Source organism: Amycolatopsis sp. NPDC024027 (assembly GCF_040638975.1).
GTDB lineage: Bacteria > Actinomycetota > Actinomycetes > Mycobacteriales > Pseudonocardiaceae > Amycolatopsis.
Window position 1 is genome coordinate 750,988 of the sequence record NZ_JBEZYY010000002.1, and the last position, 12,932, is coordinate 763,919.

At 71.2% G+C, this 12,932-nt stretch carries 11 protein-coding genes; 6 read left to right on the forward strand and 5 right to left on the reverse strand.

Features of this window, described 5'->3' with window-relative positions; genetic code table 11:
* The first annotated feature begins 125 nt into the window (after positions 1-125).
* The 4 genes from AB0F52_RS08470 (at position 126) to AB0F52_RS08485 (ending at position 3,804) form a co-directional block, all read left to right on the forward strand.
* Positions 126-932: an ABC transporter ATP-binding protein gene (locus AB0F52_RS08470; RefSeq protein ID WP_285987722.1), complete on the forward strand. Its 807-nt coding sequence runs from the start codon at positions 126-128 to the stop codon at positions 930-932.
* Positions 922-1,824 carry an ABC transporter permease gene (locus AB0F52_RS08475; RefSeq protein ID WP_360166221.1) on the forward strand — a complete coding sequence of 301 codons (903 nt, stop codon included), beginning with the start codon at positions 922-924 and terminating at the stop codon, positions 1,822-1,824. Before AB0F52_RS08470 ends, AB0F52_RS08475 begins: the two co-directional genes overlap by 11 nt.
* Position 1,825: 1 nt before the next feature.
* On the forward strand, positions 1,826-2,881 hold the full coding sequence (locus AB0F52_RS08480) for an ABC transporter substrate-binding protein (protein WP_360166224.1): 1,056 nt from the start codon (positions 1,826-1,828) through the stop codon (positions 2,879-2,881).
* Positions 2,882-3,108: 227 nt separating this feature from the next.
* Positions 3,109-3,804 carry a G1 family glutamic endopeptidase gene (locus AB0F52_RS08485; RefSeq protein WP_360166227.1) on the forward strand — a complete coding sequence of 232 codons (696 nt, stop codon included), beginning with the start codon at positions 3,109-3,111 and terminating at the stop codon, positions 3,802-3,804.
* Between the two features lie 16 nt (positions 3,805-3,820).
* Here the strand turns inward: AB0F52_RS08485 and AB0F52_RS08490 are convergent, their stop codons facing one another.
* Positions 3,821-4,429: a hypothetical protein gene (locus AB0F52_RS08490; RefSeq protein ID WP_360166659.1), complete on the reverse strand. Its 609-nt coding sequence runs from the start codon at positions 4,427-4,429 to the stop codon at positions 3,821-3,823.
* A 91-nt stretch (positions 4,430-4,520) separates the two neighbouring features.
* Positions 4,521-7,430 (reverse strand): AAA family ATPase, encoded by a 2,910-nt coding sequence (locus AB0F52_RS08495; protein ID WP_360166662.1) that lies wholly within the window; start codon positions 7,428-7,430, stop codon positions 4,521-4,523.
* A 492-nt stretch (positions 7,431-7,922) separates the two neighbouring features.
* Between AB0F52_RS08495 and AB0F52_RS08500 the strand changes: the two genes are divergently transcribed.
* Positions 7,923-9,026 carry a S1 family peptidase gene (locus AB0F52_RS08500; RefSeq protein WP_360166230.1) on the forward strand — a complete coding sequence of 368 codons (1,104 nt, stop codon included), beginning with the start codon at positions 7,923-7,925 and terminating at the stop codon, positions 9,024-9,026.
* 94 nt (positions 9,027-9,120) lie between these two features.
* Here the strand turns inward: AB0F52_RS08500 and AB0F52_RS08505 are convergent, their stop codons facing one another.
* Together AB0F52_RS08505 and AB0F52_RS08510 are read right to left on the reverse strand one after the other, a co-directional pair.
* Positions 9,121-9,525 carry an SsgA family sporulation/cell division regulator gene (locus AB0F52_RS08505; protein ID WP_013222214.1) on the reverse strand — a complete coding sequence of 135 codons (405 nt, stop codon included), beginning with the start codon at positions 9,523-9,525 and terminating at the stop codon, positions 9,121-9,123.
* A 210-nt stretch (positions 9,526-9,735) separates the two neighbouring features.
* On the reverse strand, positions 9,736-10,209 hold the full coding sequence (locus AB0F52_RS08510) for an Lrp/AsnC family transcriptional regulator (RefSeq protein WP_103341683.1): 474 nt from the start codon (positions 10,207-10,209) through the stop codon (positions 9,736-9,738).
* A 201-nt stretch (positions 10,210-10,410) separates the two neighbouring features.
* Between AB0F52_RS08510 and AB0F52_RS08515 the strand changes: the two genes are divergently transcribed.
* Complete coding sequence (locus tag AB0F52_RS08515) at positions 10,411-11,400, forward strand: beta-ketoacyl-ACP synthase III (protein ID WP_360166234.1); 990 nt, start codon at positions 10,411-10,413, stop codon at positions 11,398-11,400.
* Here the strand turns inward: AB0F52_RS08515 and AB0F52_RS08520 are convergent.
* Complete coding sequence (locus AB0F52_RS08520) at positions 11,388-12,881, reverse strand: adenylate/guanylate cyclase domain-containing protein (protein ID WP_360166237.1); 1,494 nt, start codon at positions 12,879-12,881, stop codon at positions 11,388-11,390. The genes AB0F52_RS08515 and AB0F52_RS08520 overlap by 13 nt on opposite strands.
* Positions 12,882-12,932: the final 51 nt, after the last annotated feature.

The following is a 12,932-nucleotide window of genomic DNA, read 5'->3' on the forward strand; positions in this document are numbered from 1 at the left end:
ATGAGCAAAACATTCAGAACGCACAGCCGGCGCGGAGAACGTCGACAAGCTTCACGCGGGCGACACCCGTACTTAACGTCCCTTCCCAACGTGAGCCCCACCACGTGACGAAGGAGTCACCCCCGATGGTTCCCCCACTGATCGAACTCACCGGAGCCACCAAACGGTTCCCGAGCGGGTCCGGGTCCGTGCACACGGCCGTCCGCGACCTGACCATGACCGTCCAGCCCGGCGAGTTCGTCGCCGTCGTCGGTCCCACCGGCTGCGGCAAGTCGACGACGCTCTCGCTGGTCTCCGGCCTGCAGCCGCCGTCCGCCGGCCGGGTGCGGGTGAACGGCGAGGACGTGAAATCCATTCCGGACGGGGTCGGCTACATGTTCCAGACCGACGCGGTGATGCCGTGGCGTTCGGTGCTGGAGAACGTCGCTTCCGGCCCGCGGTTCCGCGGCGTGCCGAAGGCCGAGGCCCGCGCGCAGGCCGTCGACTGGATCGCCCGGGTGGGGCTCGCCGGGTTCGAGAAGTACTACCCGCACCAGCTCTCCGGCGGCATGCGCAAGCGCGTCGCGCTGGCCCAGACGCTCGTCACCAAGCCGAAGATCCTGCTGATGGACGAGCCGTTCTCCGCGCTCGACGTCCAGACGCGGGCGCTGATGCAGGACGAACTGCTGCGGCTGTGGTCCGGTTCGGGTGCCGCGGTGATCTTCGTGACGCACGACCTCGACGAGGCCATCGCGCTGGCGGACAAGGTCGTCGTCCTGACGTCGTCGCCCGCCACCGTGAAGGACGTCTTCGAAATCCCGCTGGAGCGGCCGCGCAAGGTCGAGGACCTGCGGCTCACCGAGGAGTTCCGCAAGCTCTACGCCGACATCTGGGAATCACTGCGCAGCGAGGTCGACAAGGCCCGTGAGAAGGGAGCGAGCAATGTCGCTTGAGACCTCGACCGGGGCGCCGTCGGGTGGGCGGGAGACGGTACTGCCGGTCCTCGAGACCGAGCAGGACATCCTGGCCCGCGCGAAGCAGGCCACGGCCAAGCGAAGGCGCAACATCTGGCTGCTGCGCCTGGCGATCGTCGTCGTCTGGCTGGGCAGCTGGGAGCTGACCGCCACGTACTGGATCGACCCGTTCTTCTACTCGAAGCCGTCGAAGATCTGGGAACGGCTGGTCGAGTGGTTCAGCGCCGGCACCGACTTCGGCTCGATCTGGTACCAGATCCTGGTGACCGTCGAGGAGGCCGCGATCGGCTTCGTCATCGGTGCCATCTTCGGCGTCGTGTTCGGCGTGGTCCTCGGCCGCAGCGCGTACCTGGCGCAGGTGCTGGCGCCGTTCATCAAGGCCGCCAACGCGTTGCCGCGCATCGTGCTCGCCGCGCTGTTCGTCATCTGGTTCGGGCTCGGGCTGTCGTCGAAGGTCGCGACCGTCGTCGTGCTGGTGTTCTTCGCGGTGTTCTTCAACGCCTTCACCGGTGCCCGCGAGGTCGACCGCAACCTGATCGACAACGCCCGCATCCTCGGTGCGACCCGCGGCCAGGTGCTGAAGTCGATCGTGCTGCCGAGTGCGACGTCGTGGATCCTGTCGTCGCTGCACGTGGCGTTCGGCTTCGCGCTGATCGGCGCGGTGGTCGGCGAGTACACCGGCGCGAAGGCCGGCATGGGCTTCTTGATCGCCAACGCGCAGGGCACGTTCGACACCGCGGGCGTGTACGCCGGGATGCTGATCATCACCGTCGTCGCGCTGCTGGCCGAGTGGGGGATCAGCACGCTGGAGGGCAGGCTGCTGCGGTGGCGCCCGCCGTCCGCCTCCGAAGCCGCGATCAAGGCGGTCTGACATGCGTCTCAAAAGGACAGTCGGCGTGGTGGCCGCGGTCGCCGTCGCCGCGGCCGGGCTCACCGCCTGCCGCGACTCGCGGGAGATCTCGCTCGGCACCGGCGGGCAGCCGCACGTCAAGATCATGGTCGGCGGCCTGTCGAAGGTGATCTACCTGCCCGGGCAGCTGGCCCAGCAGATCGGCGCCTACAAGAAGCAGGGCCTCGACGTCGAGCTCTTCGACCAGCCGTCCGGGGCGAACGCCGAGACGTCGCTGCTGGCCGGCGAGGTGCAGGCGGTCGTCGGGTTCTACGACCACACGATCGACCTGCAGGCCAAGGAACAGTGCATCGAAAGCGTCGTGCAGTTCGCGAACGTGCCGGGCGAGGCCGAGATGGTCGCGACCAAGAAGGCGGGCGACATCAAGTCGGGCGCGGACTTCAAGGGCCGCAACCTCGGTGTCACGTCGCTGGGTTCGTCGACGGACTTCCTGACCAAGGCGCTGGCCGCGCGCGGTGGCGTCAGCTCGAAGGAGTACACGCCGGTGAAGGTCGGCGCCGGGCAGACGTTCATCTCGGCGATGAACCAGGGCTCGATCGACGCCGGGATGACGACCGACCCGACGATCGCGCAGCTGACGAACACCGGCCAGGCGAAGGTGCTCTACGACATGCGCACGCCGGAAGGCACCAAGGCGGCGCTGGGCGGCCTGTACCCGGCGAGCTCGCTGTACATGGGCTGCGAAATCGTGAAGCGCTATCCGGACATCGTGCAGAAACTGGCCAATGCGTACGTCGAGACCCTGAAGTGGATTTCGTCGCACACGCCGGACCAGGTCGCCGCGATGATGCCGCCGTCGTTCGCCGGCGGGGACAAGGCGCTGTACGTCAAGTCGCTCGAGGACAGCCTGCCGATGTTCACCAAGGACGGCCGGATGGACCCGGCCGGGGCGCAGAACGTGCTCAAGGTGCTCGGTGCGTCGTCGAGCAACGTCAAGCCGAAGAAGGACAAGATCGACCTGTCGAAGACGTACACGACCCAGTTCGTGGACGCCGCGCACGCGCAGGCGCAGCAATAGCCCCGCTCACCTGACCGGGCGGTAGGTGAGCGACATGGACCCGTGAAGGCCTCTTCCCCCGCGGAGGCCTTCACGGGTCTTTTCGTTCAATACCGCGTAAATACGGCAAATGGTGAGTATTTCCCCGAATGTGAAGACCCTTCGAAAGTAGCTACCTTCTTTCCGGTGCGGCTCCAACACTTGGACACACGGTTTCCCGCCGTCCCCACGGTGAACGGAGTTCCCGCATGTCCAAAACCCTTCGCGTCTTCACGGCGATCGCCGCCGCAGCCGCCGGTCTCGCCGTCTCGGGCACCGCCCACGCCGCCGTCGAGTACGGTGCCCACTTCCATGGCCAGGAGTTCTCCGGCGGCAACTGGGGTGGGTACGTCAGCTTCGGCAGCTTCACCACGGCCACCGCGAGCTGGACGGAACCGGCCGTGAGCTGCACCTCGACCAACGACCTGTTCGCGCCGTGGGTCGGCATCGACGGCGACGGATCGTCCACTGTGGAACAGACCGGCGTCGAGACCGACTGCTCCAGCGGACGTCCGGTGTATTCGGCCTGGTACGAGATGTACCCGGCCGCGCCCGTGTACTACAGCGTTTCGGTCAGCGCGGGCGACCACATCACCGCGACGGTGACGCGCACCGCCACCAACACCTACCGGCTGGACCTGGCCGACACGACCAAGGGCTGGTCGAAGAGCACCACGAAGTCCCTGACCTCGAAGCACGCGTCGGCGGAGGCGATCATCGAGTCGCCGACCGACTCGTACCCGTCGATCTCCGGCGGCATCAAGTTCACCGGCGTCAAGTTCAACGGGACGAACCTGGCGTCGACGAGCCCGTCGGGCCTGAACGCCGACGACCGGGGCCGCTACACCTGGAGCCCGAGCGCCGTCGGTTCCGACGGCCAGAGCTTCACGATGACCCGCCACTGAGCCGGTTCAAGCCGGGTCACTTGAGGTTGTTGATCGCCCACGCGACCACCATGACCGCCAGCACCAGTGAGATGACGGCCTGCAGCATCATCGTCATCTTCGCCCAGATCCGCAGGGGCAGGACGTCGGTGGGGCTGAAGGCGGCGGCGTTGGTGAACGAGAAATACAGGTAGTCCAGGTAGGAAGGCTCCCAGTCCCGGTGCGCCAGGTCCGGGTCGGCCATCTGCGGGAACTGCAGGTCGGGGAACTCCGCCCGGCCTGCAGCCCGCCGGCCCGGGCCGCCGCGGTCGAACTCCCAGTACCAGAGGGAGAAGGCGACGATGTTCGTCCAGTAGACGGTCCCGCCGGTGACCAGCACGGCGCCGGCGCGGTCGCCGATCGTGCCGGTCGCGATGTCGTAGACGAGGGACACCGCGGAGAACGCGTTCACCGCGGTCACGGCCGCGACGAGCAGCAGCGAGATGACGCGTTCGACCGCGCTGGAGTGGGTCATCCGGCCCGGGTTGGCCAGCAGCAGCGCAACGACGAGCAACCCCGAAACACCGGGCAGCAGCCACCTCGGGTGCAGCGCCATGTCGGCGGGCAAGGCGACCTGCAGGACGAGCGTCGCGACGACGACGCCCATCGCGGGCCAGCGGGTCTCGCCGGAAGTCCGCCGCCGCCAGGCGGGAAGTGCCTCTTCTGTCACGCGCTCAAGGTAGGGCGGCGACGCCGCGCTAGCCAGCCGGTGCGGTCGCCACCTCGCCGGGCAGTTTCCTCGCCACGTCCGTCCGCGAGCGGGCGCCGAGCTTGCGGAGCACCTTCGCCACGTGCTGTTCGACTGTCCGCGGCGAGAGGAACAGCCCGTCCGCGATCTCGCGGTTCGTCCGGCCCTCCGCGAGCATCCGCGCGACTTCCCGCTCGCGCGGCGAGAGTTCACTCCCGTACCCGCGCCGTCCGCGCTGGGAAGGTGCCCACGCGCCGTGCTCGCGCAGCTGGTGACGGCAGCGTCCGGCGTCGCGGGTCGCCCCGAGCTGCTCGTACGCCTCGGCCGCCGCGGTCAGCTCGTCGACGGCCGAACGGTTGCCCGCCGCGAGGCGGCACATCGAAGCGCGTTCTCGCATGGCCGTCGCGGGGTACGGCATCGGCAGGGCCGCGTAACCCGACACGGCTTCGTCGTACAACGTCGCCGCGGCCAGGTGCTTGCCACGCGCTTCGAGCAGCACCGCCCGGCCGGCCACGAGCGCGGCCGCGGCCACCGGCGCGTCGCGGCCTTCGATGCCGCGCGCGAACGCCTCGACGACGTTGTCGGCTTCCGGCCAGCGCCCGGCTCGCGCGTACGCCTGCGCCGCCACCGGGACCAGCGCGGCCGCCCAGATCCAGACGCCCTTGCGCCCGGCCGCGGCCATCGCGGTGTCGGCCGCCGCGCAGGCGCCGTCGACGTCGTCCGTCGCCAGCAGCACCGAGATCAGCACCCCGGCGGCCGACAGCACCACGGGGATCGGGCCGCGGTCCGGCGCGTGCACGCTCGCCGCGGTCAGGTGCCGCTGCGCCGCGGCGAACTCCCCGCGCACCGCCGCGAGCCCGCCGAGCACCAGTGACGACTCCATGACGATCGGGCCGAGCTCCGGGTAGCTGTCCCGCAGCTGCTCGGCGGCCTCGGCCAGGCCGGTCCAGCGCCCGCGCACCCAGTCCAGCCGGACGCGGGTGCCCTGGATCAAGCCGATCGCGTACAGCGCACCGGCGTCGGTCGCCCGCCGGACGCCTTCGGTCACCAGCCGTTCGGCGCGGTCGAGGTGCCCGGCCCAGGACTGGCCGTCGGCCAGGTTGCACCACAACCGGGCCAGCTGGACGCGCTCGGCCACGGTGCCGACCGTGTCCGACAGCGCTTCGAACTCCGCCCACGCCGAGCCGTCGCCGACGTGCGACGCGGCGGCGATGCGGTCGGCGGTCAGCGCGAGCCGCAGCTCGGGGTCGTCGAGCCGCTCGTACACCTCGCCCGCGCGAGCGCGCCAGGATTCGTGCCACGACAACGGCGTCAGCCCGTCGATCGGCTGGGCGAGCAGGGTGATCCCGCGAGCGGCGAGGTCCGGCCGGTCGGTCAGCTCGCCGACCGCGCGCTCGACCTCCAGCCGGCCGCGGCCGAGGCCGCCGATGGTCCGGACCAGCAGCATGCCGAGGCTCAGCCGGATCGAGCCGCGGACCGACGGCGGCAGCGTCACCTCTTCGAGGACGCGCTGCAGCGTGCCGAGCACCTCGGGGCGGAACCCCCGCAGCGCGACCTGGCTCAGCTTGCCCGCCACGCGCCCGACGTCGGCCTGGGCGGGGCCGGGTTCGGCGAGCACCGACTGCAGGAGGTCGATCGCGCGGGACGTCTCGCCGCGCGTGATCGCCTCGTCCGCGGCGGCTTCCGCGTAGTGCCGCCACTGGTCGACGCGGCCGGCGGCGCGGGAGTGCCGGGCCAGCAGCGTGAGCGGCGGGGACGGCTGCGCGGCGAGCACGCGGATCGCCTGCGCGTGCAGCAAAGCGCGTTCGGGTCCGCTCACGGTGTCGTAGACCGCCTTGCGCGCCAGCGGGTGCCGGAAGCCGTACTTGCCGTCGCCGACCTCGCCGAGCACCCCACCGGAGAGGGTGTCGAGGAGCGCGGTGCGGAGGGTGTCGCCGGAGAGGCCGGCCAGTTCGCCGAGCACGTCGGCTTCGGCGCCGACGCCGAGCACCGCGGCCGCGCCGGCCAGCCGCACCGCCGGCCCCGGCAGCGCGGAAAGCCGATCGGTGACGGCTTCCCGCAGCAGGACCGGGACTTCGAGGTTTTCGAGCAGCCGGTCGGAGAGGACCTCGCCGACCGGGAGCCGGTCGGCCGCTTCCTTCAGCGCCCGCAGCGTCTCCTCGACGACGAACGGGATCCCGGCCGTGCACTCGTGCAGCCTGGCCGCGAAGTCGTCGGTCACCCGGGGCAGTTCGAGGAGGCCGGCGGCCAGCTCGCGCACCGCCGCGACGTCGAGCGCGCCGAGCGCGACACGGGCGGAATGGACCGCCGGATCGGTGCGGAAGGCCGCCCCCCGGGTCACCGCCCCCGCATCGGGCGCGGACCGGTGGGTGGTGACCACCGCCAGCTCGGGCGGCATCGTGCCGGCGAGGAACCGCAGGAAGTCGCGGGTGTCCTCGTCGGCCCACTGGAGATCGTCGATCAGCACGAGTGCCGGCCCGCAGGCGGCCAGCAGCTCCCGCAGGGCGCGGAACACGCGGTGGCGCTCGGCGACCGGGTCGGCGAGGGGGTCGGGCCGCGGGGGAAGCGCTTCCGCGAGTTCCGGAAGCAACGGCCGCAGCACGCCGGCGACCGGGCTGAGCGGCCCCAGCGGCGCGGCACCGACCGCGCGAAGCGCTTCCAGGACGGGCCCGTAGGGAAACGGTTCACGCAGCGGCTGGCAGGCCCCGGCGAGCACCCGGCCGCCGTCGAACTCCTTGCGGCGCCCGATCTCCGCGAGCAGCCGGGTCCGGCCCATGCCCGGCTCGCCCTCGATGAGGATGGCGGCCGGGCGCCTCCTCAGCACGGCGACGATGGCGTCGAGCTCGGTGTCGCGGCCGGTCAGCCGGGCGGGTCCGGACCGGACGGACACCGAGGTGGGGCGGGGGGTGGCCAGCCACATATGACCCTCCTCGACGCGCACACCGTTGCTCCTGGGGGTCCAGGGGGCTTGGCCCCGGAGGACACAGCGCGGGAGCCTAAGCAGCGCTGATCCGTCCGTAAACCTTTCACCGAATACGGGGCCGGTGCTGTCATCACACGTCCGCCTACCGAACGTCACCGGTTTGCTGCGGGATCCGGGGGGATCGGGTCACCGTGCGTGCGAAACCCGGGCCGATGGCCCGTTCGAACGTCGCTTCACGCGTTCGAGTGTTGCTGGCGGCTACGGAAAGTAGTTCACGGAAACCCTACTTACGGACCTGTCCGACCGGGTGACGCCCGGCGCCGGAGTCCGGCCGGAGCAGGGGATTCGTCCCTGGTGAAATGCGTATACCCATTCGCCGGGCGCCCGGATTGCACCGTAACGCCCACTGCGGGGACGCTCACTCGGGGGAGTACCACTGCGTGGCCGATGCGGAGCCGCGCGTAACCACTGTAACCACTTGGGAGAAGCATGAAGATCGCGAGACTTCTCGGTGCCGCTGCCACCGCGGTGATGGCGACGGGCGCGCTGGCCGCGACCGCCGTCCCCGCGTCGGGCCAGGACCTGCTGAACCCGGACATGGTGCCCGCCATGCAGCGGGACCTCGGCCTCACTCACGACCAGGCGCTCGCGCGGCTGAAGAGCGAGGACGTGGCGAACAAGGTCACCGAGTCGCTCACCGCGGCGCTCGGCGACGCGTTCGGCGGCGCCACCTACAACGCCGCCACGGGCAAGGCGCACGTCACCACGACGAACGCCGCGCTGGCCGGCCAGATCCGCGAAGCCGGTGCGGAAGCCGAAGTCGTGCGGTTCAGCGCCCGCCAGCTCAACTCCACTGTGGACAGGCTGAACGCCGCCGACAAGGCCGCGCCCGCCGCGATCACCGGCTGGGGCGTCGACGACGCCACCAACCGCGTCACCCTGGACGTGCTGCAGGGCCAGCGCGCCGCCGCGACCGCGTTCCTCGCCAAGTCCGGTGTGGACTCCGCCGCGGTGGCGATCCGCGAAACGGCGTCGATGCCGACCACCTACGCCAACATCCGCGGCGGGGACGCCTACTACATCGGCGGGTCGTCGCGCTGCTCCGTCGGGTTCTCGACGACCACCGGCTTCCTCACCGCCGGCCACTGCGCCGCGCTCACCGGTGCCGGCCGGCTGACCGGGTCCAACGGCGCCGCGCTCGGCAGCTGGGGCGCCTACCGCTTCCCGGGCAGCGACTACGCGCGGGTGAACACGAACAGCAGCTGGACCCCGGTCGCCCAGATGAACAACGGCACCGCGGTGCGCGGCTCGTCGAACGCCGCGACCGGCACGTCGGTCTGCAAGGCCGGCTCGACCACCGGCTGGACCTGCGGCACCATCGGCGCCAAGAACCAGAGCGTCCGCTACGCCGAAGGCACGGTCAACGGGATGACCGCGACGAACGTCCGCTCGGCGGCCGGTGACTCGGGCGGCGGCTTCATCGCCGGCAACTCGGCGCAGGGCCTCCTGTCCGGCGGCAACACGTCCGTGACGTACTTCTTCCCGATCGGTGCCGCCCTTTCGGCCACCGGTGCCACGCTGAAGACCAGCTGAGTTCCCGCAGACAGCGAAAGGGCGGGTTCCGGGCGCCTCCAGCGCGCCCGGAACCCGCCCTTGTTCCTCGCCGCGGGAATGGGAGGTTCAGGGGTCAGACGTTGCTGATCTCCTCGATCAGCCCGTCGACGTCGAAGTGCGCGCTCTCTTCGCCGAGCGGCACCAGTTCGGTGGACGCGTCCAGGAAGGTCCGGACGTCCTCGACTTCGAGCTCGAACGACGCATAGCCGTCCGGTGACTCGATTTCCAGGGTGAGGAAGTCTTCGTCATCGGAGAGGTCCGGGCGGATCCGGACGTCGCCGAGGCCGGCCGGTTCGTCGAGCCCGGCCACGAGCAGGTCACGCGCGAAGGTCCACTCGATCCACCGGCCGCGCTCGGTCCGGAAGGCCACGGTCACCGCGAAGGGTTCGTGGGCGTGGTAGGACAGGCGCGACAGGACGGGCGTGGTGCTCTCGTTCAGCAGCACGAACTGGCTCTGGTGTACGGCGTCGGTGTGCACGGCCCCTCCTGGAGTCTCGCGGTGGTTCGCGCGGCGCGAACTGTTCGGCAAGGAGATGACCAGGGCCAACGGTCATGACGGAGAAACTCTCACGTTCACTTGATCGGTTGCATCCGTCCATTGTGGTGTAACACCGGGCACATACCCCTTGCGCTCAGGCGGACACAGGTGGTGACGGAGCGCGGGCGAATTCCCGGCGCCCGCCCCGGCCTACGGGTCGAGCGGGAGGCTGAGGCCGACCTTCACGCGATCCATCGTCACGCTCGTCGTGAAGTGCCGGACGTTCGGGTTGTCGAAGAACATCCGCCGGGTGAACGCCTCGAAGCCCGCCATGTCCGGGCACGTCACGATCAGCACGAAGTCCGCCGTGCCGGTGACGTAGTAGCACTGCTGGATCGCGTCCTCGGCCAGGACCTGGCGGCGGAACCCGTCGAAGACCGCGAGGTTCTCCCGCTCCATTTCGACCGTCACCACGAACGTCATGCCCAGTCCGAGCGCCTCCGGCGACAGCACCGCCACCTCGCGCTCGATGACGCCCGCCTCGCGCAGCCGCTTGATCCGCCGCTGCACCGCCGCGGCCGAGAGCCCGACCTTCGCGCCGATCGTTTCGGCGATCGTGCGGGCGTCTGCCTGGAGGCAGGCGAGGATGGCGATGTCCAGCTGGTCGAGGTCGGGTGTCCGCACCCCAGCAGGCTAACCGGCACCCCCGACAATTCGCCGCCGTTCACCCCTGCGTGACGTCGCTCACTACTCCCTCCGGGGGGAAGATGAAACAACTTTTAACGTGAGCTGGAACACAACTGACGGGTCTACCAGGGGGTAGCCCATAGAAGTGGGAGACCAGCCGGTCGCTCCGCCAACCCGCCGGCGTGGGGAGGCTCTCCCGTGCCCGCACCTGCCGCCGTGTTGACCGGTCTCGGTTCGTGGTTGCCGACGAAAGTCCTGGACAACCACGAAATCGCCGCCCGGCTCGACACCTCGGACGAGTGGATCCGGACCCGCACCGGGATCCGCGAACGCCGCGTCGCCGGGCCCGGTGAGTCCACTGTGGATCTCGCGGTCGGGGCCGGCCGCGAAGCGCTCGGGGGCACCTCCGCCGACGCCGTCGTCCTCGCCACCTCCACGCCCGACCAGCCCTGCCCGGCCAGCGCGCCGCAGGTCGCCGCCCGGCTCGGGCTCGGCACGGCCGCGGCCTTCGACGTCAACGCCGTCTGCAGCGGCTTCGTCTACGCCCTCGCCACGGCCGCCGGCTTCATCGCGGGCGGGCTGGCCGAGCGCGTGCTCGTCATCGGCGCCGACACCTTCACCACCCTCATCGACCCCGCCGACCGGACCACCGTGCCGATCTTCGGTGACGGCGCGGGCGCGGTCCTGCTGCGCGCGGGCGAGGCCGGCGAGCCGGGCGCGCTCGGCCCGTTCGACCTGCACAGCGAGGGCGAACACGCCGACCTGCTGTGGGTCGAGGCCGGCGGCGCCCGGAAGCGGCTTTCCGACACCCCGGCCGACCGGTTCCTCGCCATGCAGGGCACGGCGGTGTTCCGCCACGCCTGCGCGCGGATGGCGGAGTCGTCGCGCACGGTGCTGGACCGCGCGGGCTGGATGGTCGGCGACGTCGACCGCTTCGTCGGCCACCAGGCGAACATCCGGATCCTCCAGGCGACGGCGAAGCAGCTCGGCATGCCCGCCGACGCGGTGGTCGCCAACATCGACCGGGTCGGCAACACCAGTGCCGCGTCCATCCCGCTCGCCCTGGCCGACGCCCGCGCCGACGGCACCCTCGTGCCCGGTCACCGCGTCCTGCTCAGCGCGTTCGGCGCCGGCCTGACCTGGGGTTCGACCGTGCTGCGCTGGCCGGACCTGGATCAGCCGTCCTGAGGGCCGGTCGTCCAGGTCGGCGTCGCCTCCGCGCGGCCGCGCAGCTCCAGCTCGCCGTGCTTCTCCCAGTGGGCGGCTTCGCCCGCCAACGCGCCGGAGACGACGGCGTCGCTGGCGAGCACCCGTGACGGGACCGCCTTGGCGAGTTCGGTGAGCCGCGCGGCCTCGTTGACCGCGTCGCCGATCACGGTGTACTCGAGCCGGCTGCTGGTGCCGAGCTGCCCGGCGAACACCGGGCCGCTGGAGACGCCGATGCCGAGGTCGAGCTCGCCGGCCTCGCGCACCGCGTCCCGGATCGCCCGCGCCGCGGCCAGCGCGGCCGTCGGGGCGTCCGCGAGCCGGGTCGGCGCGCCGAAGATGCACAGCGCGGCGTCACCCTGGAACTTGTTGACCAGCCCGCCGCGCGCGTTGACCGCGGAGACGACCGCGGCGAACAGCCGGTTGAGCTTCCCGACCAGCTCCTCCGGCGGGGTGCGGTAGGCCAGCGCGGTCGAGTCGACGACGTCGACGAACAACGCCGTGACCTCGCGGACGTCGCCCGAAAGGGAAGCGCCGTACTCCAGGGCGTGCCGGGCGACCTCGGCGCCGACGTGCCGGCCGAACAGGTCCCGCATCCGCGCCTGTTCGCGCAGGCCGGCGGCGAGCTGGTTCACCGACGTCTGGAGCAGGCCGATCTCGCTGGAGTCGTCGACGTCCACGGCGACGTCGTTGTTGCCGCGGGCGATCTCGTCGAGCGCCACGCGCAGCCGGTGCAGCGGCGCCGCGACCGCCCTGGCCAGCAGCGCCGTGCCGATCGCGCCGACGCCGAGGCCGATCACCGACAGCATGACCAGGCTCGCGGTGTGGTCGCCCGAGCCCAGCTCCGGCGGGGTGGCGATGAGCAGCACGCCCACCAGCGGGACGCCGCTGGCCAGCGCCCAGGTGACGACCAGCCGGGTCAGCACGGTGACCGGCAGCGAGCCGCGCGGCGGCAGGACGTCCAGGGCGATCGTCATCACCGGCCGCGCCACCCACTCGGCGGCGAGGTAGGTGAGCCCGACGGTGGTGAGGCCGCCCAGCCCGATCACCGTGGCCATGCCGACGGCGTCGTCGCTCGAGCCGAGCGTGCCGGCGAGCACGGTGAGGACGACGGTGCCGATGAGCCAGAGCGTGCCGCTGACCACCGCCATGTCGACCGGCAGCCGCAGCGCGCGCCGCGCCTCGCTCTCCGACGGCGGGCGGCCGAGCACGAACCAGATCACGGTGCGGCGCTGCAGCCACGCCGTCCACAGCGTCCCGGCGAGCAGCGCCGCGGCGACGATGCCGGCCGCGGTCAGGCCGAGCACCCAGCCGCGATCGCCGACGTCGTTCGGCAGGCCCTGCACCACCAGCAGCAGCGCGACCACGCCGGAACCGGCGACGCTCGAGCCGAGGCCCAGCCCGGCGAAGCCCAGGCTGGTCCGCAACACCACCCGGAAGTTCTTCACGGCGATCTTGCGCACGGCGTTGATCGTACGGCCGAAAATGCGTGGCCACCGCTCTTCCCCGATGGC

Coding starts and splice junctions, on each gene's coding strand:
- AB0F52_RS08470 (WP_285987722.1), top strand. CDS start 126: ATGGTTCCCCCACTGATCGAACTCACCGGAGCCACCAAACGGTTCCCG.
- AB0F52_RS08475 (WP_360166221.1), top strand. CDS start 922: ATGTCGCTTGAGACCTCGACCGGGGCGCCGTCGGGTGGGCGGGAGACG.
- AB0F52_RS08480 (WP_360166224.1), top strand. CDS start 1,826: ATGCGTCTCAAAAGGACAGTCGGCGTGGTGGCCGCGGTCGCCGTCGCC.
- AB0F52_RS08485 (WP_360166227.1), top strand. CDS start 3,109: ATGTCCAAAACCCTTCGCGTCTTCACGGCGATCGCCGCCGCAGCCGCC.
- AB0F52_RS08490 (WP_360166659.1), bottom strand. CDS start 4,429: ATGGGCGTCGTCGTCGCGACGCTCGTCCTGCAGGTCGCCTTGCCCGCC.
- AB0F52_RS08495 (WP_360166662.1), bottom strand. CDS start 7,430: ATGTGGCTGGCCACCCCCCGCCCCACCTCGGTGTCCGTCCGGTCCGGA.
- AB0F52_RS08500 (WP_360166230.1), top strand. CDS start 7,923: ATGAAGATCGCGAGACTTCTCGGTGCCGCTGCCACCGCGGTGATGGCG.